Genomic DNA, 25,576 nt, shown 5'->3' with positions numbered 1-25,576 from the left:
GCGTGCACGCGTGTACGCGTGCGGGCGTTGCGCGCTGCACGGGCTTGGCTGGCGTGATTGCAGCGCGCTATTGAGAGGGTGTCGATCTGTGCGGAAAGCGACAAATTGCGCAGCGTCGGAAAGACCCCGGAAAACAGCGCAAGTTATTGAAAGTGAATCGAAATCGTCTTTTGGCACAGGTCATGCATTTAGCCGCTGAAACAGGAGAACTGTCATGCGCGAAATGTTGCTCACCATCATCGGCATCGTCCTCGTCAACAACGTGGTACTGGTGAAGTTTCTCGGGCTCTGCCCCTTCATGGGCGTGTCCAAAAAAATCGATGGTGCTGTAGGTATGGGGCTGTCGACGACCTTTGTGATGACTTTGTCATCTGCTGCGGCATGGGCCCTCGAGCACTGGCTGCTCGGCGCCTATGACCTGATTTACCTGCGCATCCTCACCTACATCCTGGTCATTGCAGCGGTCGTGCAGTTCGTCGAGATGGTCGTCAAGAAGGCGACGCCCGATCTCTACCGCGTGCTGGGCATCTACCTGCCCCTCATCACAACCAATTGCGCCGTGCTGGGCATTCCACTGATCAACGCGCAGGGCAAGCTGGGCATGACCATGAGCGTCGTCAACGGCTTCGGGTCCGGTCTTGGTTTCACGATGGTGATGATCATATTTGCCGGCATGCGCGAGCGTCTTGCCCTGGTTCGCGTGCCCGGCACGTTTGCCGGTGCGCCGATTGCCTACATCGCAGCGAGCTTGCTGGCACTGGCATTCATGGGTTTCACCGGTCTGGTTCCGGCTGAAGTGCACTGATATCTGCAGGGAGTAGAGAACATGCTTACAGCAGTGGTGAGTCTGGCAGCCATCAGTTCAGGCCTGGGCCTGGCGCTGGGTTATGCAGCACGCAAGCTGCATGTCGAGGGCGATGCGCGCGTCGAAGAAGTCATGGCCATGTTGCCTGCCGCGAACTGTGGCCAGTGCGGCTTCCCTGGTTGCGCCGGCGCGGCCGAGGCGATTGTCGCCGGCACGGCTTCGCCGACCTGCTGCCCGCCGGGGGGCAAGGTGGTAGCGCAGACGATTGCCGATCACCTTGGCATCAAGCTCGACGATGGGGGTGAAGCACCGCGGCCCACCGTGGCGGTGATCCAGGAAGCCATCTGCATCGGCTGCACGAAGTGCTTCCGCACCTGCCCGTCAGACGCCATTCTTGGTTCGACCAAGCAGTTGCACACCATCCTCGACGAGGCCTGCACGGGTTGCAACCAGTGCGAAGAAAAGTGCCCGACCGGTGCCATCAGCATGATCGAAGTGCCCGAAACCCTGGGTACCTGGGTGATGCCCAAACCTGTCATGGTGTCCTGATCATGAGCTCCATTGTCATTCCACCGCTCCGCAAGCTGCTTCAGCGCTGGGGCGTTCATCCGGATAGTCACAAATTCCCGGCCTGCGGCCTCTCCATCGAACAGGCGGGCTTTCCCGACCTGCTGACGGTGCCACTGTCACAGCACGTGGGTGCCGCAGCACGCCCGGTCGTGGCGGTCGGCGATTACGTGTTGCGCGGCCAGCTGATTGCCGAGGCGGGCGGCAACATCTCGGCGCCGGTGCATGCGCCGACTTCCGGCACGGTAGTGGCTATTGCCGAAGCCGCCATGCCACATCCCTCAGGTCTACCCGACATGGCCATCCACATCAAGCCGGATGGTCGTGATGAATGGGTGACCCTGCAGACCGAGCATTACCCGATCAATCTGGCCGGAGAAGAGATCGCTCGTCGGGTGGCCGCCGCCGGCATCGTCGGCATGGGGGGAGCGACCTTCCCGTCCGCAGTCAAGCTGGCGCTTGGCGCGAAGAGCAAGATCACTACGCTGATTCTCAATGGCAGCGAATGCGAGCCCTACCTTTCGTGTGACGACAGGCTCATGCAGGAACATGCAGACGGCATCATCGAAGGTGCGCGGCTGATTCTCAAGGCTACAGGTGCTACGCGCGTGCTCGTGGGCATCGAGGACAACAAGCCCGAGGCGATTACGGCGATGAAGATCGCCGCCAAGCCGTTCCCCGAAGTGGGGGTCGCCAAAGTGCCGAGTCGTTACCCGATGGGGGCGGATCGTCAGCTGATCCAGACGCTCACCGGCATTGAAGCGCCCGCCGATGGTCGCGCGGCCGATGTGGGCGTGGTGGTGCACAACGTCGGCACGGCCTACGCGGTGCATCGCGCGCTGCGTTACGGCGAGCCATTGACCGAGCGCGTCATCACCGTGGCTGGTGGTGCGGTGCGCGAGCCGCGCAACCTGTGGGCACGCATCGGCACACCACTGTCGTATCTGTTCGAGCGTTGCGGCGGGCTGGTGAGCTCACCGGCGCGCGTGATCGTCGGTGGCCCGATGATGGGCATCGGCGTGCCGAGCTTCGAGGCGCCTGTGGTCAAGGGGGCGAGCGGCGCGCTGGCACTGACGGCGGCAGAGGTGGGCGAGCGCGAACCGAGCGCCTGCATCCGTTGTTCGAGCTGCGTGAGTGCTTGCCCGGTGGGCCTGATGCCGCTGGAGATGGCCTCGCTGATCAACGCCAATGAACTGGGCAAGGCTGACGAGATCGGTCTCGGTGACTGCCTGACCTGCGGGGCATGTGGCTTCGTGTGTCCGTCGCGGATTCCGCTGGTGCAGTACTTCTATCACGCCAAGGGCGAGCTCTCGGCGATGAACCGCGACAAGAAGCGCCTCGACAACATCAAGGTGCTGACCGACGCGCGAAGCGAACGCATCGAACGCGAAAAGCGCGAGAAGGCCGAGATGCATGCGCGCCGCAAGGCCGAACGTGACAGGGCGGCTGCCGAAGCCGCACAGAAACGCAACAGCGAGACCGCATCATGAGCCAGGTTCACGCATCGCCCCACGCACTCACCAGTCGCACCACCAGCCAGATCATGGGAATGGTTTTGCTGGCGCTCACGCCCGCCACCCTCGCAGGCTTCTGGCAATTTGGCTGGGGCGCCTTCCTGTTCTGGTGTGTGTGCGTCTTCTCCTGCGTTTTCTTTGAAGCCTTGTGCCTGCGCTGGGCCGGCAAGCGCGCGTTGCCCGTGCTGTGGGATGGCTCGGCCGTGCTGACCGGCTGGCTGATGGCGATGTCGATGCCACCTTGGGCACCCTGGTGGATCGGTGTGCTGGCGTCGGCCTGTGCCATCGTGCTGGCCAAGCAGGTGTTCGGTGGCCTGGGTTGCAATCTGTTCAACCCGGCGATGGTGGGCCGCACCCTGGTGCTGGTGTCATTCCCCGTGCAGATGACACAGTGGGTCAGCCCGCAAGCGCTGGCGCAGGGCACAGATTTCGCGCAGGCCTTCTCGCAGATCTTCCTTGCCAGCGGTGTGCCGGATGCCTTCACCAGCGCTTCGCTGCTGGGTCACGTCAAGACCGAGCTGGGGCGCGGCGTCGACATGTTCGACGCGCTGCGCGACTTCCTGCCCTGGGCGTCTTCCATCAATGGCGCACGTGCCGGCAGCCTGGGCGAGACCTCGGCGCTGCTGATCCTTGGCGGCGGTCTGTTCCTGGTGGCCAAACGGATCATTGGTCTGCGCATTCCGATTGGCTTCATGCTGGGCCTGGGTGTGCCGGCCCTGATCGCGAACGCGGTGGCACCAGAGAGTTTCCTGCCAGCCAGCACGCACATCCTTTCGGGTGGTGCGATGCTGGGGGCATTTTTCATTGCGACTGACTATGTGACTTCGCCGAGCGCGCCTGCCGGGCAATGGGCCTTCGCCCTCGGTTGCGGTCTGATCACGTGGTTGATCCGCACCTGGGGTGGCTACCCCGAGGGGGTGGGCTTTGCAGTGCTGATCATGAATGCGCTGACGCCCTTGCTCGACATGTGGCGACCGCGCATCTTCGGCCGCAGCTTCACGGGCAAATCACTGCCTGCACGTCGCGTAGGGAGTGTGTGATGAGTTTGCGTAACAAGCTGGATGAGGTGTGGTTCCAGGGGGCTTCGCTGGGCTTGATCGGCCTGACCGTGACGGCTGTGCTGGCGGTGGTGTACGACATGACCAAGGCTGCCATTGCGGCCGCCGCAGAGCGTGACACCCAGCAGTCGCTGGAGCAGGTTCTGCCGGCGGGGTTTGCCGACAACAACTTGCTCAAGGATATCGTGGTGATGCCTGAAGGCCCGCTCGGCGCGCCGTTGACGGTCTATCGCGCACGCAAGCAGGGGCAAGTGAAGGCGGCGTTGTTCGAGATTGCCGGCAAGGGTTATGGCGGCCCCGTGTCGATGGTGATGGCGATCGACCGCGAGGGCACCATCCTCGGTGTGCGCATCACGCATCACATCGAAACTCCGGGGCTGGGCGACAAGATCGAAGAGGCCAAGACGCCCTGGATCCACTCCTTCGATGGCAAGTCGCTCGAGAAACCGGTGCCGGCGCGCTGGGGCGTGAAGAAGGACGGCGGCGAATTCGATCAGTTTGCTGGAGCCACCATCACGCCGCGTGCTGTGGTGGCGACAGTCAGGAAGGGTCTGGATTATTTTGCCGCCCACCGGTCGGAGTTACTGGGCGAAGATAACGCGGGAGTGAAGCCATGAGTCATGCAGCAGCAGTTGAAGGTGATGTGCCACTGGGTAGGGTCGTCAAGGACGGCCTGTGGGACAGCAACGTGGTTTTCGTACAGATGCTGGGCATGTGTCCGACAATGGCTGTGACGAGCAGTGCGACCAACGGACTGGGTATGGGCCTTGCCACCATGGCGGTGTTGATTGTGGCAAACGCAGTGATTGCCAGCTTGCGTCACTGGGTCAGCCCGGCGGTGCGGATTCCCATCTTCATCGTGCTGATTGCTGGCATGGTCACCCTCGTCGATTTGTCACTCAATGCCTGGCTGCATGACCTCTACAAGGTGCTGGGCATCTATATCGCGCTGATTGTGGCCAACTGCGCGGTGCTGGGGCGTGCAGAGGCCTTTGCTTCGCGGCAGCCCGTGTTGGCGTCGGCCGTGGATGGGGCAGCCATGGGTTTCGGTTTCACGATCGCGCTGACGATGATGGGCGGCATCCGCGAAGTGTTCGGTGCCGGCACTTTGTTTGCCAATGCGCACCTGTTGCTCGGCTCACACTTCGCCTTCCTGGAAATGAAGATCCTGCCCGAGACGGCCAGCACCCTGTTCATGATCCTGCCGCCGGGGGGCTTCCTGACGCTGGGCTTCCTCATCGCTGCACGTCGTCGCATCCAGGGCTGGCTCGATGCGCGCAGTGCAGCGCATGAATCGCTGCCTCCCGGCAGCGCCGCGGCGCACTGAGGAGGCGATCATGCAGATTTCGGTCGCCTACGCCACCACAGTCAGGAAACTCTGGCTCAAGCTTGACGTGCCCGAAGCCTGCACGGTGGCAGAGGGCATCGAGCGCTCCGGCATTCTCGTGAGTTGTCCCGACATCCAGCTCGAAAAGCAGAAGGTCGGCATCTTCGGCAAGGTCGTCAAGCTCGACGCACCACTGCGTGCGGGTGATCGCATCGAGATCTACCGCGGCATCATCTGCGATCCGAAAACCGTGCCGCGTCGTAATGGTGCGGACGATGATGACGATGACGAGTGAATCAGTGCCGCGCGCCTGACAAGGCCGACCCGGCGTCTTTCGGCAGGCGCATCAGTATCAAGATCGACGTCATCGACAGCAGTGCCACGGCGGCGAAAGCCAGCGAGAAGTCAATCGCCGCCAGCGCGTGGCCGCCACGCAGGAACTGCGCACCCTGCAGTGCCGCAGCACCAATGGTGACGCCCATGCCGGCGGCCAATTGCTGCACGACGCTGGCGAGGCTGGTGGCCTGGCTCATCTGGCCGGGCTCGACATCGGCGTAGGTCAGCGCGTTGAGACTGGTAAATTGCAGGGAGCGCAGACAGCCCCCAGCGAACAGCAAGACAATCATCAGCAGGTGCGGCGTGTTTGCCGTGAACAAGGCGATGATGCCCAGCGACAGCGCCACGAACACGGTGTTGGCGATCACCACGCGACGAAAGCCCCAGCGCTGCAGGATGCTCGATGCCGTGGTCTTCATGAAGATCGCGCCCATCGCTGTCGCGCAAGTCAGCAGGCCCGATTCGAAAGGGCTCAGGCCGAAGCCCAGCTGCATCATCAGCGGCAGCAGGAAGGGGATCGCCCCGATGCCGACACGGAACATGAAACCGCCTGCGACGCTGGCGCGGAAGGTGGCGATGCGGAACAGGGACAGGGTGAGGAGCGGCGTCGCTGCGCGGCGGGCATGCCGCAGGTAGAGCGCCATCGTCGCGCCACCGAAGAGCAGGCACAGTACCGAGGTTGGCGTCGACACGAGATGCCTGCCCAGCGTGGCGAAACCCAGCATCAGCAGCGCGAGGCCGAAGGCCGACAGCACGAAGCCCGTCGTGTCGAGCGCCGGCATGCTGTCTTCCTTCACCTGCGGCACATGGCGCCAGGCCATATAAAGCCCCAGCACGCAGATCGGCACGTTGATGAAGAAGATCCAGCGCCAGTGAAAGTATGTGCTGATGAAGCCACCCAGTGGTGGTCCCACGACCGGCCCCAGCAGGGCCGGGATGGTGAGGTAACTCATCATGCGTACGAGATCGGCCTTCTCGGTGGAGCGCAGGATGACGAGACGACCCACCGGCACCATCATCGCGCCCCCCATGCCCTGCACGAAGCGCGCGGCGACAAAGCCGCCCAGTGTGCTCGACAGCGCGCACAGCATCGATCCGCCCATGAACACACCCATCGCCCACATGAAGACGCTGCGCGAACCGAAGCGGTCGGCCATCCAGCCGCTCACGGGGATGAAGATGGCGAGGCTCACGAGATAGGAAGTGAGCGCCAGCTTCAGAGCGACCGGATCTTCCATGAGATCTTTTGCGATGACGGGAAGCGAGGTGGCGATCACCGTTGAGTCCATGTTTTCCATGAACAGCGCGCTGGCGACGATGACGGGCAGCAGGGGGACGAGCCGGCCGAAGAGGCGGAAGTGAAGGGGGCGTTCGCGCATGAGCCCCGAATTCTGACACCGGGCGCGACCCGCGCGAAGATGTAGGTGAAAGGCGGGGGCTGAAAAGCCGAGGCGTGGCGAGCAGGGGCGAGGCGCCGTGTGGCGCCCCGCCCCTTGGAGACTACTGGATCTGCTCGCCGTGCAGGCTGATGTCGAGGCCCTCTTCCTCTTGATCTGCCGAGACGCGCAATCCGATGGTGAATTGAAGCAGCTTGAGGATGATGAAGCTCACGACGAAGCTGTAGACCAGTGTGGCGCCGACAGCGATGGCCTGGGTGGCGAGATCGCCTGTTACACCGCCGATCGTCTGGCTCGCGAACACCCCCGTGAGCAGTGCGCCCACCACGCCACCCGTGCAATGCACGCCGAACGCGTCGAGCGAATCATCGAGCCCCGTGAGGCGCTTGCCCAGTGTGCTCGCCAGGTAGCAAGCCACGCCGCCTGCTGCGCCGATGATCACGCTGGCGCCCGAATCAACGAAGCCGGACGCCGGGGTGATCGCCACCAGGCCTGCCACCGCACCGCTCGCGATGCCAAGCGCGCTGGTCTTGCCGCGAAAGCCCCATTCAACAATGCTCCAGGCCAGCGCGGCCGAGGCGGTGGCGAGCTGGGTGGTCAGCATCGCCATGCCGGCGCGCCCATCAGCTGCAACGGCCGAGCCGGCATTGAAGCCGAACCAGCCCACCCACAGCAACGCGGCGCCAGTCAGGGTGAGCGTGAGGTTGTGCGGCGCCATCGAGCGCTGGCCATAGCCGACGCGTGGGCCGATTACGATGGCGCATGCCAGCGCTGCCGCGCCCGCATTGACGTGCACGACCGTACCCCCGGCGAAATCCAGTGCGCCCATTGCCGCCAGCCAGCCGCCTGGCTCCCACACCCAGTGTGCAATCGGCGCATAGACCAGCAGGGACCACAGGCACATGAAACAAATCAGTGCGGAGAACTTGATGCGTTCGGCGAACGCGCCACAAATCAGTGCGGGCGTGATGATGGCGAAGGTGAGCTGATACATCGCGTACACCGACTCTGGAATCGTCGTAGCCAGATGTGAGACGGACAGCTCGCCAGAGCTCTTCTTGAAGAGCATGCCTTCGAACAGCGCGCGGCTCATGCCACCGATCATCGACGAGCCAGGTGTGAAGGCGAGGCTGTACGCGCAGAGCCACCACAGCAGCGTGACGAGCGCGGTGATCACCAGACTCTGCATCATCGTGGCCAGTGCGTTTTTCTTGCGCACCATGCCGGCGTAAAAGAGTGCAAGGCCGGGAATCGTCATCAGCAGCACGAGCGCCATGGAGGTCATCATCCAGGCGGTATCTCCGCTGTTGAGCTTGTCGCTCGTGGTTGTGAAAGGTGCGACGGGCGCCGCTGTGCCTGGAGCAGGCGCGGCAACCGCAGGGGCGGCCGGGCTCGCGTCGGCTGTGCTGATCTCCAGGTTGATGCTGCCACTCGCATCGCTGGCGGGAGCGCTCACCAGCACGATGCGAGCGGGCGTAATGCCCGCCATGCGCAGGGCTTCGATCACATTGGTATTGCGTTGTGTGCTCAGACCGCTTTCCGGCTTTTCATCGGCATCAGGGCTGGTGGTGAGGGTGAGATTGCCGCCCTCACTCCAGACTTGCGTGGCGACGATGCGCTTGAGTGCGTCGAGCGCTGCGGGCGTGAGGTCTGCACTGCCCGCATTGAAACCGATACGGCTGTTGACCTCGGCCGCGAGGGCGGAAGAAAACTGGAAGGCAATCAGAAAAAGGAATGCAGTAATAAATCGTTTTGTGCTGCTGCGTGCTGGCGACATGCATGACTCCCTGAAAGATACGCATCGCAATATTCGCGACTCGTGCCTATCAGCAAGAGACATACCCTAAGGAAGAACTGTGTGTGATGCGCTTCACGCTTGCAGGCGAAGAGGCGCTTGAGGCTCAGCGCGCTGCGTCGGGGCGCTGTTTGTGAAACGTCAGCGGAATCTCCACCACGCTTGGCGGCGGGCTGTTGAAGATGTGCTTCTTCATCTTGCTGACGACGTGCATTTCGCAGGGTTTGCAGTCGAATTTCAAGGTCATGCGTTCGTCGCCATTCACGAGTGTCATCGGCTCGGCCTTCACCTGACCCTGCACACCTTGCACACCCTTGGCCTGCTTGGGGCAGAGGTTGAACGAGAAGCGCAGACAGTGCTTGGTGACCATGACCGAAACTTCGCCGTCTTCTTCGTGTGACTCGTAGGCGGCGGCGATGAGCTCGACGCCGTGCTTCGTGTAGAAGCGGCGAGCGGCGGCGTTGTAGACGTTGGCGAGATAGCTCAGCGACTTCTCGGGGTACGGCACGGGTGGCTCGACGGCAGGCGTGCGCGTCCATCGCGGCAGCGCCTTGAGGCGTGCGGCTTCGAGTTGCGCGATGGCATCGCGGCGCATCTGGTTGGCCAGCGAGGCGGGCACGAACAATGGCTGTGACCAGACGATGCCGACGTCGCGTGCGGCAAAGATCGTCGTGCCGAGTTTGCAGAGGTTTGCGCGTAGAGCGTCGCCCGCGCTGTCCGCGTTCTGTGCCGGCGTCTTTTCGTGCGCCACTTCGACCGCCACACGCACGCCGCTTTCGTCGTTCAGCTGGAGCAGGAAGCCCTGGGCAGTCTCGCTGAACAGCATGTCGACGGTGATGCGCCGATCTGCCGACTTCTTCAGCAGGGCCTGTTCCCAGGCGTGGTCGCGATTGCGCGAGATGCGCGTGCCGACCTTGAGTCCGGCGAGCTCGGCAATCTTCTGGTTGGGCGTGACGCGCCAGACGGCGCCGACCTGCTTCACCACATCGGCCTGCACGCCGCACACCGTGCGCTTGTTCATCCAGGTGAGGCCGTCGCCATTGGCGAGTGCTTCGTCGGCGTCGATCTCGAACCAGTCGGGGCCGAGTCGGGTGACCGTGCCCAGCGGCAGGCCGACGTGGGTCGGCGCGTCAAAGGCGCCGATGTCTTCCTTGCGGCCCGTGACGAAGTAGTCGGTCGCGCTGCGGTTGAAGGTCTTATCGGGTTCGGGCGTGAAGCTGAAGCTGCACTTGCCGTGAGAGGCGCTGGCCAGTTCAGGGCGCTCTTCGAGAATCTCGTCGAGCAGCGTGCGGTAATGAGCGGTGATGTTCTTCACGTAGCTCATGTCCTTGTAGCGGCCCTCGATCTTGAAGCTGCGGATGCCTGCGTCGACCAGCGCGCGCAGGTTGGCGCTCTGGTCGTTGTCTTTCATCGACAGCAGATGCTTGTCGAAGGCGACCACGCGGCCCTGGTTGTCTTCCAGCGTATAGGGCAGGCGGCAGTCCTGCGAGCAGCTGCCACGATTGGCGCTGCGGCCGCTGTGCGCGTGGCTGATGTAGCAGTTGCCGGAGAAGGCGACGCACAGCGCGCCGTGGATGAAGAACTCGAGGGCGATTTCGGGGGCAACGGCGGCGCGCATCGCGGCGATCTGCTGGAGTGTGAGCTCGCGTGCCAGCACGATCTGCGAGAAGCCGGCCTGGCTGAGGAACTTCGCCTTCTCGACGGTGCGGATGTCGCACTGCGTGGAGGCGTGCAGCTGGATGGGCGGCAGGTCGAGTTCGAGCAGGGCCATGTCCTGCACGATGAGGGCATCGACACCCGCGTCGTAGTACGCCTGCACGAGCTTCTGCGCAGCGTCGAGCTCGCTATCGTGCAGGATGGTGTTGAGAGTGACCATGATGCGGCTGCCGTAGCGGTGCGCGAATTCGACGAGGCCGGCGATGTCGCTGACCGAGTTCTCGGCATTGGTGCGGGCGCCAAACGCAGGCCCGCCGATGTAGACGGCGTCAGCGCCGTGCAGCACGGCTTCGCGGCCGATTTCGGCGGTGCGGGCGGGGGACAGCAGTTCGAGCTGGTGTGGGGCGAGACTCATGGTGCAGGGCGCGGCGGGTGCAAGGGCGTGATGATAGGGGAGCTGGTGCTGACTTCCTAGGGCGTATTCACCTTCACCCGCGCAACCGGCCGATTGCCGCGAGGTGCCGGGGCCGCTGCAATCAGCGGTTGGCAGGAGACGCAGGGATGTTGATGACGCCAAGGCTTAGCCATCCGGCAAGGTCGGCGTCCTGTGTCTGGTTGGCAAAGCGGACTGGCGGTGCTTCAGGCAAGGCGTTTGGCACGCGCAGCAGAACCTGCAGGGGGCCGCCACTGTTTGCGGGCAAAGCCAGCTCGATCTGACGCCGCGTCGGTGCGCCGGGCAGGATGCCTGTGAGCGGCGGCGCTGTGACAGTGGCAATCAGGCGGCCAGGGTTGTCACGCAGCGCCAGCTCTATCGGCCAGTCGGCATGGAAAGGTGCGACGCCGCGATTCTCGATGTCGAGCAGCACGGTCAGGCTTCTGCCCGAGATGTTGAGCGCCACGCGTGCGACGTGGAATTCGTAGCCCATGCGTTGCACGGCGGCGATGGCACGGGCGCGCCGTTCTGGCGGGTTCGCCGATCTGAACATGCCCGAATCCATCAGCCAGCTGGCGTGTGTGGCAGCGACGCACTGGGCGAAGTCTTCGATCTTCGGATCGCCGGGCGCGGTGTCGAAAACCTTGCCCCAGGCCTCGGGGCGGATCTCTCCGCCGATGGGGTAGGCCTGCCACTTGTCCGTCGCGCCAGCTTTCTGCATCAGCGCCATGAAGTGGGAATTGCGCGTTGGCAGGGTGCTCCACGCAAAGGAGTCATCGTGCAGGCCGAAGGGACGCGTTGCGTTGGCGGCATAGCGCGCATCGTCGTCGCCGGCCGGATAGCGCAACAGCACCGGCGTGCGGCGGAAGGCGGCCTCGTAGGCATCCATCACTTCTGCCTGCACGACCTTGCTGGCGAACTGGTCCTGCAGCGGATGGTTGTGCCACTCGCCCCAGTGCCCCAGCAGGCCGGCGGTGATGAAGCCGATACGCGGGTCGCCGTCGTAGCGCGCACCAAGTGCCTTGATGAAGGCCACCAGGGTCTGGCGCAAGGCGGCGTTGTTGTAATCGGGGGTCTCGATGTCGACGGGCGGGCGCGGCGGTGTGCTGGCGCGTTGCGAGCGAAAGATCGGCAGACCATCGCGCAGCAGGAAGGCGGGCAGGCTGCTGGTCTTGCCCGGGTACTCGCTATAGACGCGGAAGATGGCCTGGTGGCCGCGCGCAGCGACCGCGTCGAGAAAGCGATCGAGCGTGCGCCAGTCGTAAGTATCGGGTGCGGTGACGAAGGCCGACAGCGGGAAGTAGCTGAACTCCATGATGTGCGGGAACGCGTCCGGATTGGCTGCGCCCGCATACGGCACGAGGCCCTTGAGCGGGTTGTCGGCTGGGGCGGGGGCGTAGTCGAGTGTTTGCCAGACGGGTTCGGCCGCGCCAGTCAGCAGGCTTGTCAGCGTCAACGCGGCGGCAAGCAGCAGGCGACGCATTACAGCACCGGCGGCCAGGGTTTCCAGGGCAGGGGCTGCGCGCTGTGTGCAGGCAGAGCCCCGAGTTTTTCGCGCAGTGCGGCTTCGCGTTCCGCTGACTGTGGGTGTGTAGAGAGTAGCGCGGCGGGCGCGTCGCCGGCCTTCTCGGCCAGTATGCGGAAAAAGTCGGGCATGCCCTGAGGATCTATGCCGCTGCGGATCAGCGTGTCGAGGCCATGCGCGTCGGCCTCGCGTTCGGCATCACGCGAGAATTTGAGTGTCAGCAGATCGGTGGCTGCGCTGCCCGCCATGCCACTGCCGAGATCACCTGTGGCGAACATCCACAGCGCGCTGAGGCCCAGCTGTTTGACGATGCTCTTGAGGCTGTGGCGCAGTTCGACATGCTGCACTTCATGCGCCAGCACGCCGGCAAGCTCTTCGGGGCGTGTGGTGGCGCGGATCAATCCCGTGTGCACCACGACGATGCCGCCGGGCATCGCAAACGCGTTGATCTCCGGCTTGTCAGCGAGGTGGAACGCGTAGGTGTAGCGCGAGCCCCGGGTGAGTCGGGCACCCAGCTCGCGCAGCATGCGGGCCGCCTCGGTGTCGTCACGCAGTTTCAGGTCGTCTTTCATTTGCGCAAAGCTGGCTTCGCCGAGCTGGCGTTCCTGCTCGATGGGAATCTGTTCGGCAATCCATCCCGCGATCGGATCGGCGAAGACGAGAAAAAGCGCCAGCAGAATCACCGGCGCTGCGAGGAAGAGCCCCAGCACCGCCCAGCCCAGGCGGCGCCCGCTGTTCTCCTTGCGCGCACTGCGCGTCAGCTCGCTGTGCGCGCTTTGTAGCGTGGCGGGCAGGGCACGGGTCAGGTTCTCGACAGCGCTGCCGTCGAGAACCTGCAGTGCATGCGTGCCAGCCGCATCGTCCCATGCCAGCTCCAGTCCCTTGAGATCGAAGCCCACGCGGCGCAGGCGCACGCCCTGCTCGGGCAGCACGCGTTGTGGAGCGTCAATGCGCAGGGCGTGGCCGTCGATGCGCAGCGTGACGTCCTGCCCGGCCGGGGGAAGGCCGGGGCCGTAGAGGCGGGCGGTGACCGAGGTCATGCGGAGGCTCACCTGTCTCCATCGAGAATGTTGCCCAGCCCGCCCAGCAGCGAGCCTTCCTCGCGACCGCCACCGCCCGCAGCCGGTGCGGCCATGACGATACGGTTGGCCAGGCGCGACAGCGGCAGCGACTGCAGCCATACACGCCCCGGGCCTTGCAGCGTGGCGAAGAACAGACCTTCACCGCCGAACAGCGCAGTCTTGATCTTGCCGACGTACTGGATGTCGAAGTCCACGCTGGGCTGGAATGCCACTACGCAGCCGGTGTCGACGCGCAGCACTTCACCCGGCGCGAGATCCTTCACCAGCAGGGTGCCGCCGGCATGCACGAAGGCCATGCCGTCACCATCGAGCTTCTGCATGATGAAGCCCTCTCCGCCAAACAGACCGGCGCCGAGCTTCTTCTGGAAGGCAATGCCCAGCGACACGCCACGCGCAGCACAGAGGAAGGAGTCCTTCTGGCACATCAATGTGCCGCCGAGTTCGGCGAGGTCGACCGCGACGATCTTGCCCGGGTAGGGCGCGGCGAAGGCGACGCGGCGTTTGCCATTTCCTTCGTTGTGGAACACCGTGGTGAACAGCGACTCGCCCGTGAGCAGTCGCTTGCCCGCGCCGAGCAGCTTGCCGAACAGGCCGCCCTGCTGGGCCGAGCCGTCGCCGAACACGGTGTCCATCTCGATACCCTGCTGCATCATCATCATCGCGCCGGCTTCGCCGATCGCGGCTTCACCGGGGTCGAGCTCGATCTCGACGTATTGCATTTCGTTGCCGAAGATTTCGTAGTCGACGACGTCCATGGCCATGGTTCTGCTCCTGAGAATCAAAGAGAAGGGAAGGAAATCGGGTGTCAGCGGGTAACGCGGACACCCTCTCCAGGCGGTTATGACCGTTTCACGGATGTTGCGTTGCCATATTCAATCAAATCGTCGAATTATTTGCAGTCCGGGCTTGGTGGCTTCGTGACGTGACGGATAAAATCCATTCGTGGTCAAGTACTTGCTGACGGCAACGACCGCGTCCAGACATATAAACATAAAGACGCTGCAAACCCATTGCAGACGTCATTCGAGGAGACTGACGATGAAACTCAACGCCTTCGCCGGCGTGCTGGCGCTGAGCACAGCGCTGCCCGCTTTTGCGGCGACAGATTATCCCAGCGGGTACACCAAGTGTGCGCAGAACACGGGCGCTACCTGCACCATGAGCGGCACCAACAATGTCGCGCTCGGCAAGTCCGGCGAGTTCGTGTATGCCGTCAAGACTGGCAGCTTTGCCTGCACCGGCTCTGCATTTCCGACCAACAGCTTCACCACCAGCGCCTGGTGCTCGGTGGGCTCCGCCGCAACCGGTAGTTCCTCAAGTACGGCCAGCAGCGCGGTGGCGTCGTCCAGCTCGTCGAAGTCAAGCAGCTCGACCGCGGCATCTTCGTCATCCTCGTCGAAGTCCAGCAGTTCCCTCGCCAGCAGCTCCGTCTCCAGCAGTGCGCAGAACGGCAAGCAGGTCGAAAAGCTCGACCGTGGCGTGACCGCGATCTACACCGGCAGCGGCGTGTTCATCAGCTGGCGTTCGCTGGGCACCGATGTTTCGGGCATGACGTTCAATGTTTATCGGAACGGTACGAAGCTCAACAGCTCCGCGCTGACGGTGACCAATTACAGTGACAGCAGCGGCACATCCAGCAGCAGCTATACGGTCAAGCCCGTGATCAACGGCGTGGAGCAAACGGCCGATGCGGCCAAGGCCACCTGGTCAACGGTGTACAAGTCCATCCCCATCCAGCAACCCGCAGGCGGCACGACGCCGGATGGTGTGGCATACACCTACGAAGCCAATGACGGCACGCCGGCTGATCTGGACGGTGACGGTCAGTATGAAATCATCCTCAAGTGGCAGCCCACCAATGCCAAGGACAATTCGCTGTCGGGCTACACGGGCAACACCATCATCGACGCGTACAAGCTCGACGGCACACGCATGTGGCGTATCGACCTCGGCAAGAACATCCGCGCCGGCGCGCACTACACGACCATGGTCGCGTATGACCTCGACGGTGACGGCAAGGCCGAGGTGATGCTCAAGACGGCCGATGGCAGCAAGGATGGCAAGGGCACCGTGATCGGCGACTCCAGCGCCGACTATCGCAACAGCTCGGGCTACGTCCTGTCTGGCCCGGAATACCTGACCGTGTTCAACGGTCAGACCGGCGCCGCGATGGCCACGACCAACTATTTGCCGGGGCGCGGCACGGTTTCGAGCTGGGGTGACAACTACGGCAACCGCGTTGACCGTTTCCTGGGTGGCGTGGCCTACCTTGATGGCAAGCGTCCCAGCGCGATCTTCTCGCGTGGCTATTACACGCGTGCCGTGGTCGTGGCCTGGGATTGGCGTGATGGCAAGCTCACGCAGCGCTGGACCTATGACACGGGCAGCAGCACCTCCACCACCACTTCGGCCTACCATCAGGGGGCGCACTGGCTGAGTACCGGTGATGCCGATGGCGACGGCAAGGACGACATCATTTTCGGTGCTGCAGCGATCAGCAGCAGCGGCACGCTGATGTACAGCACGGGCCTGTGCCACGGCGATGCACTGCACTTTGGCAAATTCAACCCGGCACGTTCCGGCATGGAGGTGTTCATGGTGCACGAGACGCCGGACTGCTACGGCAGCAACGGTGTCGAAATGCACGATGCGGCCACCGGCAAGATCCTGTGGGGCAAGTCGGGTGAAGGCGTCGACGTGGGCCGTGGTGTGTGCGGCGATATCGACGCCAACTACCTGGGTGAAGAGTGCTGGGGTTCGCGTGGCGGTCTGGTCGCGGCCAACGGTACGCAGATCTCGACCTCGGCGCCGAGCCCGAAGAACTTCATGGTCTGGTGGGATGGCGACCTGATGCGCGAGATCCTCGACGGTACGGTGATCTCCAAGTGGAATGCTTCCTCGTTTAGCGCGACGACCCTGGTGTCGGCCACCTCGGCCGCTTCCAACAACGGCACCAAGGCGACACCTGTCCTGTCGGCTGACCTGTTCGGTGATTGGCGTGAGGAAGTGGTGTGGCGCAGTTCGGACAACAAGTCCCTGTTGATCTACAGCACGACGGCGCCGACCACCTACAAGTTCACCACGCTGATGCACAACCCGCAGTACCGCGTGCAGGTGGCGGACCAGAATGCTGCCTACAACCAGCCGCCGCATCCGAGCTTCTACCTCGGCACGGGCATGAGCACGCCGGCTGCGGTGCCGGTCTACACGCCGTAAGCGGCGCATGCTGGAATGAACGGGCTGCCGGTTGGCAGCCCGTTTTTTGTTGACGAGTGAGCATCACCACAATGCACGGAATGAAATATCTGATCGGGCTGTGTCTCTCGTGGGCAGGCGCTGCCATGGCGCACGAGCCTTTCGAGATCACGACCAATGTGCGGCTGTTTGCCGAGCGCATCAGTCTGCAGGTTGTCGTCACCGATACAACCGCAGCCTTGCTGTGCGTACCCGCTGCAAAGCGCATGGACGCGGAAGTCCTGCGCGCCAACGAGGCAGAGGTCAAACGCTGCGTAAGCGGGCTTTACGCGGCCCGCAGTGGCGACAAGCAACTGATGCCTGTGTCAGTCGACGTGACCCTGAACCCCGAGAACGACCTCGTCGGCAACGTCGACTACCCCGCTGCCGGACGTGAGGCGCTGCATTTCTCCGCCGTGCATCTTGCACGCCTCAAGGACCCGACTTATGGCGCGACTTTCACGGCGACTGGCGCAGGTGTCTTCTACGTGCAGAAGCTGCTGCGTGCAGACGACGCCGAGGTGTCGTTCTTGCCCGCTGGCGATGGTGCCGGCAAGGAGAGCAGCTTCAGTGAATTCCTCGCGCTGGGCATCGAGCACATCCTCACCGGCTACGATCACCTGCTGTTCCTCGCGGCCCTGCTCATCGTATGTCGGCAGCTGCGCACCGCGCTGATCATCATCACCGCTTTCACGCTGGCGCATTCGATTACGCTGGCGCTCGCGGCACTCGACATCGTTCAGTTGTCGGGTCGGCTTGTCGAGCCTGTCATTGCTGCGACCATTGTGTTTGTCGGTCTCGAAAACCTGTGGCGAGCCCGACGGAGCGAACAGGAGCTGCGCGGTCGTTGGGTGCTGACTTTCGTCTTTGGCCTCATGCACGGCTTCGGTTTTGCCGGCGCGCTGCGCGAATCCGGCCTGCCCCCGGGCGGCATGGAATTGATTGCGCCGTTGCTGGCCTTCAACCTGGGCGTCGAAACCGGGCAGCTGGCCGTGGCGGCCGTGTTCCTGCCGCTGCTGTTCTGGCTGCGGCGCTTTGCCTGGTTCAATCAGCGCGTGCTGATGCCGGCATCGATACTCGTCGCACTCGCGGGTCTGTGGTGGTTGCTGGAGCGGACCGTCCTTTAAGCCTCAGCTGAAGAAGCCCGCGTCCGCATTGAAGTAGCCGAGACGCGGGAACACTTCGCCTAGCACCGCATCGCTGGCACCAAACCATTTGGCGAGCGTAGCGGCATAGGTTTCCACCGAAGTGGTGGGAATCCAGTTGCCGTTGCCGCCTGAATCGTCCGGGCCATTGAGTTGGTGAGTGGGGAAGGTGCCGTAGAGCTTGCCGCCCTGCACCGCGCCACCCGCGATGATGTGATGGCTGCCCCAGCCGTGGTCCGAGCCTTGCCCGTTGGAGGTGAAGGTACGTCCGAAGTCCGACGCGGTAAACAGGGTCACGTTGTTGGCGATGCTGAGTTCGGTCGTCGCCGTCTGGAATGCCGACACGGCAGCGCTGATTTCGCCGAGCAATTCGTTCTGCCGCTGCAGCTGATCTTCGCCATGCGTGTCGAAGCCGCCGATGCTGCAGAAGAAGCATTGACGCTTGAGCCCCAGCCTGGTGCGTGCCGAGATGAGCCGCGCCACCATGCGCAACTGGGCGCCGAGGCCTGTGTCGGGGAACGTAGTAGTGAGTGCGCTGCCGGCGAGGGCGTCGGTGAGAATGGCCTGCACGTCGATGGAGCGCGCCATCACATCCAGCCAGCCCTGTTCGAGCAGGTGGTCGTGCTTCTCGCTCATGGTCGCCGTAATCGCCGCCGACAGCGGATCACTGCCTTTGGGGTCGTAGAAGTCGAAGCCGAAATTGCCCGACGCAGACACCTTGTAGGGCGTGAGAACGCTGTCGCTGGTCTCCCACAGGTTGTTGCCTGTCACGGAGACGACGCTGTAACCACGATTGAGCGTACTGCCGTCGACCATGCGCTCGACGAGGCGGCCACCCCAGCCCGAGCGGGGCGTCTGGTATAGCGAGGCCTGCCACTGCGCCTGCTGGTCAGAGTGTGAAAACAGGTTGTCGGGCAGCGGCACCGAACGCGCGTTCCACTGCGCCTTGCTGGTGGGCACCATCAGCGGGCCGACGTTGGCGACGACAGCGGCCTTGCCCGTGTCGAAGAGTTGTTTGATGCCGCTCATCGCAGGGTGCAGACCGTAGCGGATGCCGCCGGTATTGCTCGGTGCGATCAGCTGCAGCGCGTCGCGCGGCAGGGCGAGGTTGCTGCGAATGCCGGCATAGCGGTTGTAATCGCTGGTCTCATAGGGAACGAGCAGGTTGTTGCCGTCGTTGCCGCCGAACATGAAGATGCAGACAAGAGCCCGGTAGTCTTCGCTGGTGGAGAGCTGTGCGAGGGCATCGAGCTGGCTGAGCAGGGCAGCGCCCGCGCCAGTCGCTCCGGCGTACTTGAGGAAGCGGCGGCGTTGGATGTTCGTCGTCATGTTGTTCACCGTTGCACCACGAAGTCAGGTGAGAGGCTGGTCAGAATCAGTGCCGCCTTGACGCGTTGCGAGCGATTGGCGGGCATCGCCGTGAGCATGGTGATCATGCGGCTGCGCATCGTGCTGCTCATCTGGTAGTTGCAGAACAGCGCGTTGATGCGGTCGGTCAGTGCGGAAGGGGTCGAGGCAAGTGCTTCGAGTTCTGTCGTGTCGAGCTTGAGGCGCGAATCGCCCCAACCGTAGCCACCGTTGTTGAAGAGATCCGCGAAGAAGTTGAGCGAGCCCACGGCCGTGGTTTCGGTGGTGATCTGGAACTCGGGCGAGTAGAGGCCGGCCTTGGCAATCGCGCCGGGCGCGCGGTAGTTCGGCGAGAAGTAGTTGAACACCGAGGGTGCCAGCAGCGGGCTCTGGCCCAGGCCGTTATCGGCGCTGTCGAGGTAGTGGATCATGTTGATGCCGTTGGCGCTCTTCGCGTTCAGCGCACGCAGCATGTTGGCAAACCTGATCACCGGCTCGCGCTGCTTGCCGAAGTTGACCGGCGCCGCCGCGTTGCGCGCCTCCGCATCGAGCAGAATCGCCTGCACCACAGCGCGCAGGTTGCCGCGCACGCCCGTGCCGTCGTTGTTGAACACCGTGGCGACGCGTGCGATGTAGTCCTTGCTCGGGTTGCTGGTGACAAGGCGCTGGATCAGCTGACGCGAGATGAAGGGGCCGACATTGGGGTGATTGAAGATGTTGTCGATGGCATCTTCCAGATCCTTCTGCGGCGTCTGTCCGGCAGGGATCGCCGTGCCGTTCAGCAGCGTCTTGGCGCCGTTGTCGTGCTGTGCCGGGAAGGGCTTCATCGGGCTCACCCATGCAGCCGGCACTTCCTCCTCGGCATCGTCGAACTTCGTTGCATTCGGGTAACTCCAGCCTGTGAAGGCGCGCGCGAATTCCTTCACCGTCGCTTCGTCGTAGGTCGGGATGCTCTTGCCGCTGCCATCGAGCTGCGGCGTACCGTCTATGTTCAGTTTCACCAAGCCGATCGAGAACAGCTGCAGCACTTCGCGTGCGTAGTTCTCATTCGGGTGGGCGCCGGTCTTGGTGTCTTCCTTCTCGCTGTTGATCATGTTGAGGTAATAACCCATGGCCGGGTGCAGGGTCACGTCCTTCAACACCTGGCGATAGTTGCCGAAGGCATTGCGGTTGAGCATGTCCCAGTAGCTGGACATGGCGTAAGGGCGAATGTCGGGTGCGATGTTGGAGATGACGACGATCTCGCCCAGCGCGAAGGCCATGCGGGCGCGCAGCTGATCCTTGCCGAACAGCCATTGCTGCCACACGGCCTCGTAGCTCATCTCTTCGGTGGCTTTGGCGCCGCTCTCGCGCAGGCGCTGCTGGTCGAGGTAACTCGTGTGCAGCATGGTGCCGGTGTTGAACTGCTCCCACAGCCACAGCGGATAGCCCTTGGCGCGCAGATCATTGATCTCGCTGACCGACTTGATACCGAAGGTGGCCTGCGTCAGGAAGCGCGCCGCATCGGCGCTGGAGGGCTGCGCGTCGGACGCCGCAGCAGGTGGCGCAGTCTGGCCCGAGCCCGGCAGGTTTTCTGCCGTCACTGTGGCGGGCGGGCTGCTGCTGGCACTGCCACCGCCACCTGCACCACCACAGGCAGCGAGCAGTGTCAGTGCGCTCAAGAGGCACAGGCTGCCAAGCCATGCGCGATGCGAACGCGGGGAACCGGCTGCGCGGCACGCAGTCCATTGAAGAAGGTTCATGAACTAACTCTCTCGGTTGGCGTCCCGCTCTGCTCCCGCGGAGCCGGACACGACGCTGTTCTTATTGATGAGTCGCAGTGTAGGCAGGCAAGGTTTCAGCGCATCCGCAGCAGGATGTGCGGGGGATGACAGGCGATTGGTGGTGAAGCGCCCTGATCAGGCTGTCGGGCTGCGGCGACAGTTGCCAGCGGCGTGACCGCGCGGCCTGACTTACACTGCCAGCTGCCGCAACACGAAAGCACCACAATGATTGCCCTGCACCCCTTGCTTGAACAGATCGCTGCGCAGTCCGGCAGCAACGACGGCACCCTTCTTGTCGAACTTGTCCGTCACCTGCGCCCGGCGCGCGCCGATTCGGCCGACGACGCCCGCCAGCGCATGCAGCTGCTCATTGCCGTGCTGCGTGGTCAGCCGGACCTTGCCGCCGGCCTGCAGCGCTACCTCGGGGCCTTGCTGACAGCGCGCGATCACAGCTTTCTTTACGCAGAGAGCGGCATCCTCGCCAACACGGGGTTCTTCAGCGAGCTGCGCCATCGACTCGGCAATCGCGTGCTGCCGCCGGTGCTTGACCCGCGCTTTCTGCGTGATCTGCTCGACGAAGTGTTTGACGAAGATGACGACGCCACGTGGCTGGCGCACATCACGCCCGAGCTGTGGCAGGCGCTGCTGGACGTGCTGGCATGTGCCGACAGCACCCTGCACCACATACGCCTGGAGCTCGGCGAGGCGCTGCGCATCCTGGCCTGCCGGCTTGCCGCATTGGGCCTGGAACCCGACATGGTGCGTTACTACCCCGCGCTGGTGGAGTACGGCTCGCCCTTCCTCGCACAGCAGCGCGAGATGGAGCAGGTGATTGCCGACCTTCAGCAGCGCAATGGTGACGCGCAAGCCGTCGCCATCGACAGTGCGCATGCCGACGTGCTGCTCGACCAATGCCGCGATGTGCTGGCGCGCATTCGCCGACAGTCGCGCGACGCGGGCGCTGCCGTCAAGCTGACCTGGCACCTGACGCGTGCCGAGCAGATCATCGAGCGCATGCACACCATGCTCGGGCTGCTCAAACCCGCTGAAGCAACGCCCAGGGTGACGGCCGCGATGCAGTTCCTGATCGAACTGGTGCGTGCCGAGGCGCGGCGCAACAGCGTGCGCGATCTCGTCAGTGGCGTCACCGATCTGCTCTCCATGCAGGTCACCGAGCATGCGAGTAAGACCGGCGAGCACTACGTGGCGCGCGATCGCAGCGAGTTCTTCGCCATGTTTCGCAAGGCCGCGGGGGCCGGCGTCATCGTCGCCTTCATGGCCATCATCAAGATGTTCATCACCAGCCTGCATCTGCCACCGCTATGGGAGGCTCTCGGCTACAGCCTCAACTACGGTCTGGGCTTTGTGCTGGTGCACGTGCTTGGCTTCACCATTGCCACCAAGCAACCCGCCATGACGGCGGCTACGCTGGCTGCCGCGCTGGACCCCAGGAAAGGCAGCGCGGGCGCACTGGACGAGCTGGTCGAGACCATTGCGCAGGTGTCGCGCACACAGATCATCGCCATTGCAGGCAATGTGCTGCTGGCGCTCATCGTCTCCTGCGCCATCGCGTTCGCCTGGCCGCTGGTGTTTGGCGCGCCGCTGATCGGCACCGAGAAGGCCGGGCACCTGCTGCATGACCTGCATCCCCTGCTCAGTCTTGCCATTCCGCATGCGGCGATTGCCGGCGTCTGCCTGTTCCTCTCCGGCCTCATCTCCGGCTACTACGACAACAAGGCCATCTACAACCGCGTGCCGGATCGCCTGCGGCGCGTGAAGTGGCTGCGGCGGCTGCTGGGCGAGCGGCGACTCGATGGGCTGGCGGTCTACATCGAGCACAACCTCGGTGCACTCGCCGGCAACCTCTCGTTCGGCTTCATGCTCGGTTGCATGGGCACCATAGGCTTCCTGCTCGGTTTGCCGCTCGACATCCGCCACGTCACCTTCGGCGCGGCCAACCTGGCCTACGGTTCACAGGCGCTGGGCTTCCAGGTGTATTGGGTTGATGCGCTGGCGGTCAGCGCAGGCGTGCTGCTGATCGGCCTCACCAACCTCGCGGTCAGCTTCTCGCTCGCACTGCGTGTGGCGCTCAAGTCACGCCGCGTCCACCTTGCCGGCGTGCGTGCACTGCCGGGTATGGTGCTGCGGCGGTTCTGGCAGCGGCCGCGTGACTTTTTCTGGCCGCCGGCCGAGTGAGCTGCGCTCTTTTGAGCGCAGCTGGACCTATGCACTTGCCCGCTTGAAAGCAGGAGGCGCGGGCTCTGGCGGGGTATCTAGATGCCTACTTCCAGTCCATCGGGACGGCGAAGCGCATGTCCCTGTCCAGCCAGCGCCGGAGGCCCGGGTACATGGCATCGCCCAGCCTGGTCAGAGTGCCACATTGGGTGAACGCCGACATGACGGATGCGTTGAATCGATTTGCCGCGATCAGCATGGGGCCATCGTAAAGTTCAGCGGTCAGTTCAGCGCTGGGTAGTCTTTGCGAGTCCAGCGGAGGTCTCAACTCCAGCTTGACGAAGCGCAACACGAGTCGGCGACCCTTGTGGGCGAGAACGTCCGGCACAATCACGAAGGAGCGAAGCCCTGATTCGTCATCATCCTTATCCGCCATCTCTACGCGTAAATTCTGTGATGCCTCGCGAAGCCACGCGCAGCCACGAACGTCCTGCGGGGGTTCCGGCGACGTCGGGAACAGCGGGTGAGCGCCCAGGGCAACGGGCTCTTGTGGATGCAGTCCGCTACAGTCAGGCCCGCATTCAGGCAGGCGATTGGTCGCGAGCCATTCACTGAGATCGAGACCGAGATTGACGGCCAAGCCTGAGATCATTCCGCAGAAAGAGTCATAGTTCCGCAGGGTCTTGTCTTCGATCTCGAAGACTGAAACGGGCTTGTTGTCCTGCATGAACTCGAAGCGATAGCCGAGACGACGATTTTCGCCGTCCTTTTTCGGCACGTACAAGCGAATGACCGTGATGTTGAGTTTGCGACTCGCCTTGGCAAACTCATCTTCGGGTACGAGTTGGGCGCGGCCATTGGCGCTGCCGAGAAAAGACTGGACGAATTTCTCATGCCAGTTGCAGCCTTCCAGGTCCGGCGGAGGGGAGACCCCTGGTGCGAAGACCGGCCTGGCTGTAAACGCGATGGTTTCTGCGGCGGTAGTGGCGCCACTGGCCAAAACCAATGCAATGGCGGAAATACACGCCGCCAGGGTCTTTCTCATCTTTTATCTCCGATTCTGACTTCGTTTTCTTGCATCCAGCATCCAGCATCCAGCATCCAGCATCCAGCATGGGCATTCACCGCACCATGTGCGCTTAGCGCAAGGCTGCCTGGCCTCTACTGCGGGAGCACCGAAGAGCGGCCATAGCCGCACCTTCGGTGCGACAGGTTTCGCTACGGGCATGATCTTTTTCGCGCCCCCAACTTGCTGAGGCCGACTGACGAAAGTCACTGCTGCCAGTTGGCCGGCAGGCCAGGGTCTTTCATCAGCCATTTGACGACGTCGCCCATGGCCCTGTCACCCAGTCTGGCCATCGTTTTGCAGAGTGTGGAGCCATGAAATGACGTGTCGTTGCTGAAGCGCCGCGCTGCTACCAGCATCGGCCCGTCGTGCAACTCGGCGGTCAAGTCTGTCGAGGCGTTGTCCTGCGGATTGGCGGGTTTCAGATTGAGCTTGTCAAAGCGCAAGACAAGTCGACGCCCCTTGTAGTCGACAATATCCTCCTGCGCGATCTTTGTTGTGATCGGCAGAAGGCCTGCGCCAGTCGGCTCCTTGTCCTTCATCCTGTCTTCCGACTCGTCGTTCAGCGTCTCGCTCAGATCCGGCATCACGCTCGTCAACCAGTCACATTTTCCGAGGCTCTTGACGAAGTCGCCTGACGGGAAGAGCGGTTGCGCACCTATGGCAATGGGTTCGCGGGGGTGCAATCCGGTACATTGCGGGCCACAGTCTGGCAAGCGATTGAGAGTCAGCCATTCCGCCGTGTCTTTGGCGAGATTGGTTGCCAAGGCGCCCATCAAGCCGCACACCGGTTCGTTGTCGCGCAGCGTGCGATCTTCGATCTGTCTGAGTGCAACCAGCTTGCCGTCCTGCATGAACTCCAGTTTGTATGCGAGACGACGCTTCTGCCCACCCAGCCTGGGGGCAAACAATCGTGTGACGGTCACCTTCACCTTGCGTGGCGCCTTGGCCATTTCGTCATCAGACATCTCCAAGACCAACCCGTTGGTCTCGGCGACCAGTGTGCGGACGAACTTTGCATGCCAGTTGCAACCATTGATGTCCGGCTGCGTCTCTATGTTTGATGCAAACGCTGGCGCAGCCGCGATGCCCACAGGCGAGGGGTGGGCGGCTGTGCCTGGCTTCGCGGTAGCGATGACGAACAGGGCGAGCGCAGCGGTAAGGCTTGTCTTCATGCAGTTTCCAGCGTGGTCGAATGGTTGATCAAATCGTGCGGCCGTAGCCCGCCGCATGCCGCTTGAGCATAGCGCAATTGCTGCTTTGCAGATGCCTGCGCCCAGCCCTCCTGGCACGCTTTACCCGATCCGGATTTACGTCAGTCGCATCAAAAGTCAGACACGGGCGAGCGTGC

20 protein-coding genes are annotated in these 25,576 nt (G+C 63.3%); 10 read left to right on the top strand and 10 right to left on the bottom strand.

All coding sequences use genetic code 11. The features are described 5' to 3' along the window. Window positions 1-214 precede the first annotated feature (214 nt). The 7 genes from rsxA to ABEA02_RS18475 are packed head-to-tail and all read left to right on the top strand — an operon-like array spanning window position 215 to window position 5,566. Window positions 215-805: an electron transport complex subunit RsxA gene (rsxA, locus tag ABEA02_RS18505; protein WP_345534580.1), complete on the top strand. Its 591-nt coding sequence runs from the start codon at window positions 215-217 to the stop codon at window positions 803-805. 21 nt (window positions 806-826) lie between these two features. Then, window positions 827-1,354: an RnfABCDGE type electron transport complex subunit B gene (locus tag ABEA02_RS18500; protein ID WP_345534579.1), complete on the top strand. Its 528-nt coding sequence runs from the start codon at window positions 827-829 to the stop codon at window positions 1,352-1,354. Window positions 1,355-1,356: 2 nt separating this feature from the next. Continuing rightward, the gene (gene rsxC, locus ABEA02_RS18495; RefSeq protein WP_345534578.1) at window positions 1,357-2,862 is read left to right on the top strand and encodes an electron transport complex subunit RsxC; all 1,506 of its coding nucleotides are present in this window, start codon (window positions 1,357-1,359) and stop codon (window positions 2,860-2,862) included. Further along, window positions 2,859-3,926 (top strand): RnfABCDGE type electron transport complex subunit D, encoded by a 1,068-nt coding sequence (locus tag ABEA02_RS18490; protein ID WP_345534577.1) that lies wholly within the window; start codon window positions 2,859-2,861, stop codon window positions 3,924-3,926. Before rsxC ends, ABEA02_RS18490 begins: the two co-directional genes overlap by 4 nt. Continuing rightward, window positions 3,926-4,561, top strand: coding sequence for an electron transport complex subunit RsxG (gene rsxG / locus ABEA02_RS18485; protein ID WP_345534576.1), 636 nt, complete (start codon window positions 3,926-3,928; stop codon window positions 4,559-4,561). The genes ABEA02_RS18490 and rsxG overlap by 1 nt, the downstream gene beginning before the upstream one ends. Continuing rightward, window positions 4,558-5,271, top strand: coding sequence for an electron transport complex subunit E (locus tag ABEA02_RS18480; protein WP_345534575.1), 714 nt, complete (start codon window positions 4,558-4,560; stop codon window positions 5,269-5,271). The genes rsxG and ABEA02_RS18480 overlap by 4 nt, the downstream gene beginning before the upstream one ends. Window positions 5,272-5,281: 10 nt before the next feature. Further along, window positions 5,282-5,566, top strand: coding sequence for an RnfH family protein (locus ABEA02_RS18475; RefSeq protein WP_345534574.1), 285 nt, complete (start codon window positions 5,282-5,284; stop codon window positions 5,564-5,566). 1 nt (window position 5,567) lies between these two features. Here ABEA02_RS18475 and ABEA02_RS18470 read toward each other — a convergent pair whose 3' ends face one another. The 6 genes from ABEA02_RS18470 to ABEA02_RS18445 all read right to left on the bottom strand — a co-directional run bounded on the left by ABEA02_RS18470 (window position 5,568) and on the right by ABEA02_RS18445 (window position 14,256). Then, a complete protein-coding gene (locus tag ABEA02_RS18470; protein ID WP_345534573.1) occupies window positions 5,568-6,986 on the bottom strand; it encodes an MFS transporter in 1,419 nt (472 codons plus the stop codon). A 121-nt stretch (window positions 6,987-7,107) separates the two neighbouring features. Further along, a complete protein-coding gene (gene amt, locus ABEA02_RS18465) occupies window positions 7,108-8,781 on the bottom strand; it encodes an ammonium transporter (protein ID WP_345534572.1) in 1,674 nt (557 codons plus the stop codon). 124 nt (window positions 8,782-8,905) lie between these two features. After that, a complete protein-coding gene (locus ABEA02_RS18460; RefSeq protein WP_345534571.1) occupies window positions 8,906-10,870 on the bottom strand; it encodes a peptidase U32 family protein in 1,965 nt (654 codons plus the stop codon). A 121-nt stretch (window positions 10,871-10,991) separates the two neighbouring features. Then, on the bottom strand, window positions 10,992-12,371 hold the full coding sequence (locus tag ABEA02_RS18455; RefSeq protein ID WP_345534570.1) for a DUF4832 domain-containing protein: 1,380 nt from the start codon (window positions 12,369-12,371) through the stop codon (window positions 10,992-10,994). Continuing rightward, entirely contained in the window at window positions 12,371-13,453 is a 1,083-nt protein-coding gene (locus ABEA02_RS18450; protein WP_345534569.1) for a M48 family metallopeptidase, read from the bottom strand. The genes ABEA02_RS18455 and ABEA02_RS18450 overlap by 1 nt, the downstream gene beginning before the upstream one ends. Window positions 13,454-13,461: 8 nt before the next feature. After that, a complete protein-coding gene (locus ABEA02_RS18445; protein ID WP_345534568.1) occupies window positions 13,462-14,256 on the bottom strand; it encodes a TIGR00266 family protein in 795 nt (264 codons plus the stop codon). Window positions 14,257-14,533: 277 nt separating this feature from the next. Between ABEA02_RS18445 and ABEA02_RS18440 the strand changes: the two genes are divergently transcribed. Together ABEA02_RS18440 and ABEA02_RS18435 are read left to right on the top strand one after the other, a co-directional pair. Further along, window positions 14,534-16,711: a rhamnogalacturonan lyase gene (locus tag ABEA02_RS18440; protein WP_345534567.1), complete on the top strand. Its 2,178-nt coding sequence runs from the start codon at window positions 14,534-14,536 to the stop codon at window positions 16,709-16,711. 80 nt (window positions 16,712-16,791) lie between these two features. Continuing rightward, window positions 16,792-17,856 carry a HupE/UreJ family protein gene (locus ABEA02_RS18435; protein ID WP_345534566.1) on the top strand — a complete coding sequence of 355 codons (1,065 nt, stop codon included), beginning with the start codon at window positions 16,792-16,794 and terminating at the stop codon, window positions 17,854-17,856. Between the two features lie 3 nt (window positions 17,857-17,859). On the opposite strand, the gene ABEA02_RS18430 is transcribed toward ABEA02_RS18435, so the two are convergent. Continuing rightward, window positions 17,860-19,203: a DUF1501 domain-containing protein gene (locus ABEA02_RS18430; protein WP_345534565.1), complete on the bottom strand. Its 1,344-nt coding sequence runs from the start codon at window positions 19,201-19,203 to the stop codon at window positions 17,860-17,862. Window positions 19,204-19,208: 5 nt separating this feature from the next. Next, window positions 19,209-20,882 (bottom strand): DUF1800 domain-containing protein, encoded by a 1,674-nt coding sequence (locus ABEA02_RS18425; protein WP_345534564.1) that lies wholly within the window; start codon window positions 20,880-20,882, stop codon window positions 19,209-19,211. A gap of 327 nt (window positions 20,883-21,209) precedes the next feature. Between ABEA02_RS18425 and ABEA02_RS18420 the strand changes: the two genes are divergently transcribed. Next, window positions 21,210-23,180 carry a site-specific recombinase gene (locus ABEA02_RS18420; protein ID WP_345534563.1) on the top strand — a complete coding sequence of 657 codons (1,971 nt, stop codon included), beginning with the start codon at window positions 21,210-21,212 and terminating at the stop codon, window positions 23,178-23,180. A gap of 85 nt (window positions 23,181-23,265) precedes the next feature. Here ABEA02_RS18420 and ABEA02_RS18415 read toward each other — a convergent pair whose 3' ends face one another. Together ABEA02_RS18415 and ABEA02_RS18410 are read right to left on the bottom strand one after the other, a co-directional pair. Then, complete coding sequence (locus ABEA02_RS18415; RefSeq protein ID WP_345534562.1) at window positions 23,266-24,204, bottom strand: hypothetical protein; 939 nt, start codon at window positions 24,202-24,204, stop codon at window positions 23,266-23,268. 227 nt (window positions 24,205-24,431) lie between these two features. Beyond that, window positions 24,432-25,400 carry a hypothetical protein gene (locus ABEA02_RS18410; protein WP_345534561.1) on the bottom strand — a complete coding sequence of 323 codons (969 nt, stop codon included), beginning with the start codon at window positions 25,398-25,400 and terminating at the stop codon, window positions 24,432-24,434. Window positions 25,401-25,576: the final 176 nt, after the last annotated feature.

The sequence above is a fragment of the Viridibacterium curvum genome (genome assembly GCF_039544165.1).
GTDB lineage: Bacteria > Pseudomonadota > Gammaproteobacteria > Burkholderiales > Rhodocyclaceae > Viridibacterium > Viridibacterium curvum.
This window is presented reverse-complemented; position numbering and strand designations above follow the sequence as displayed.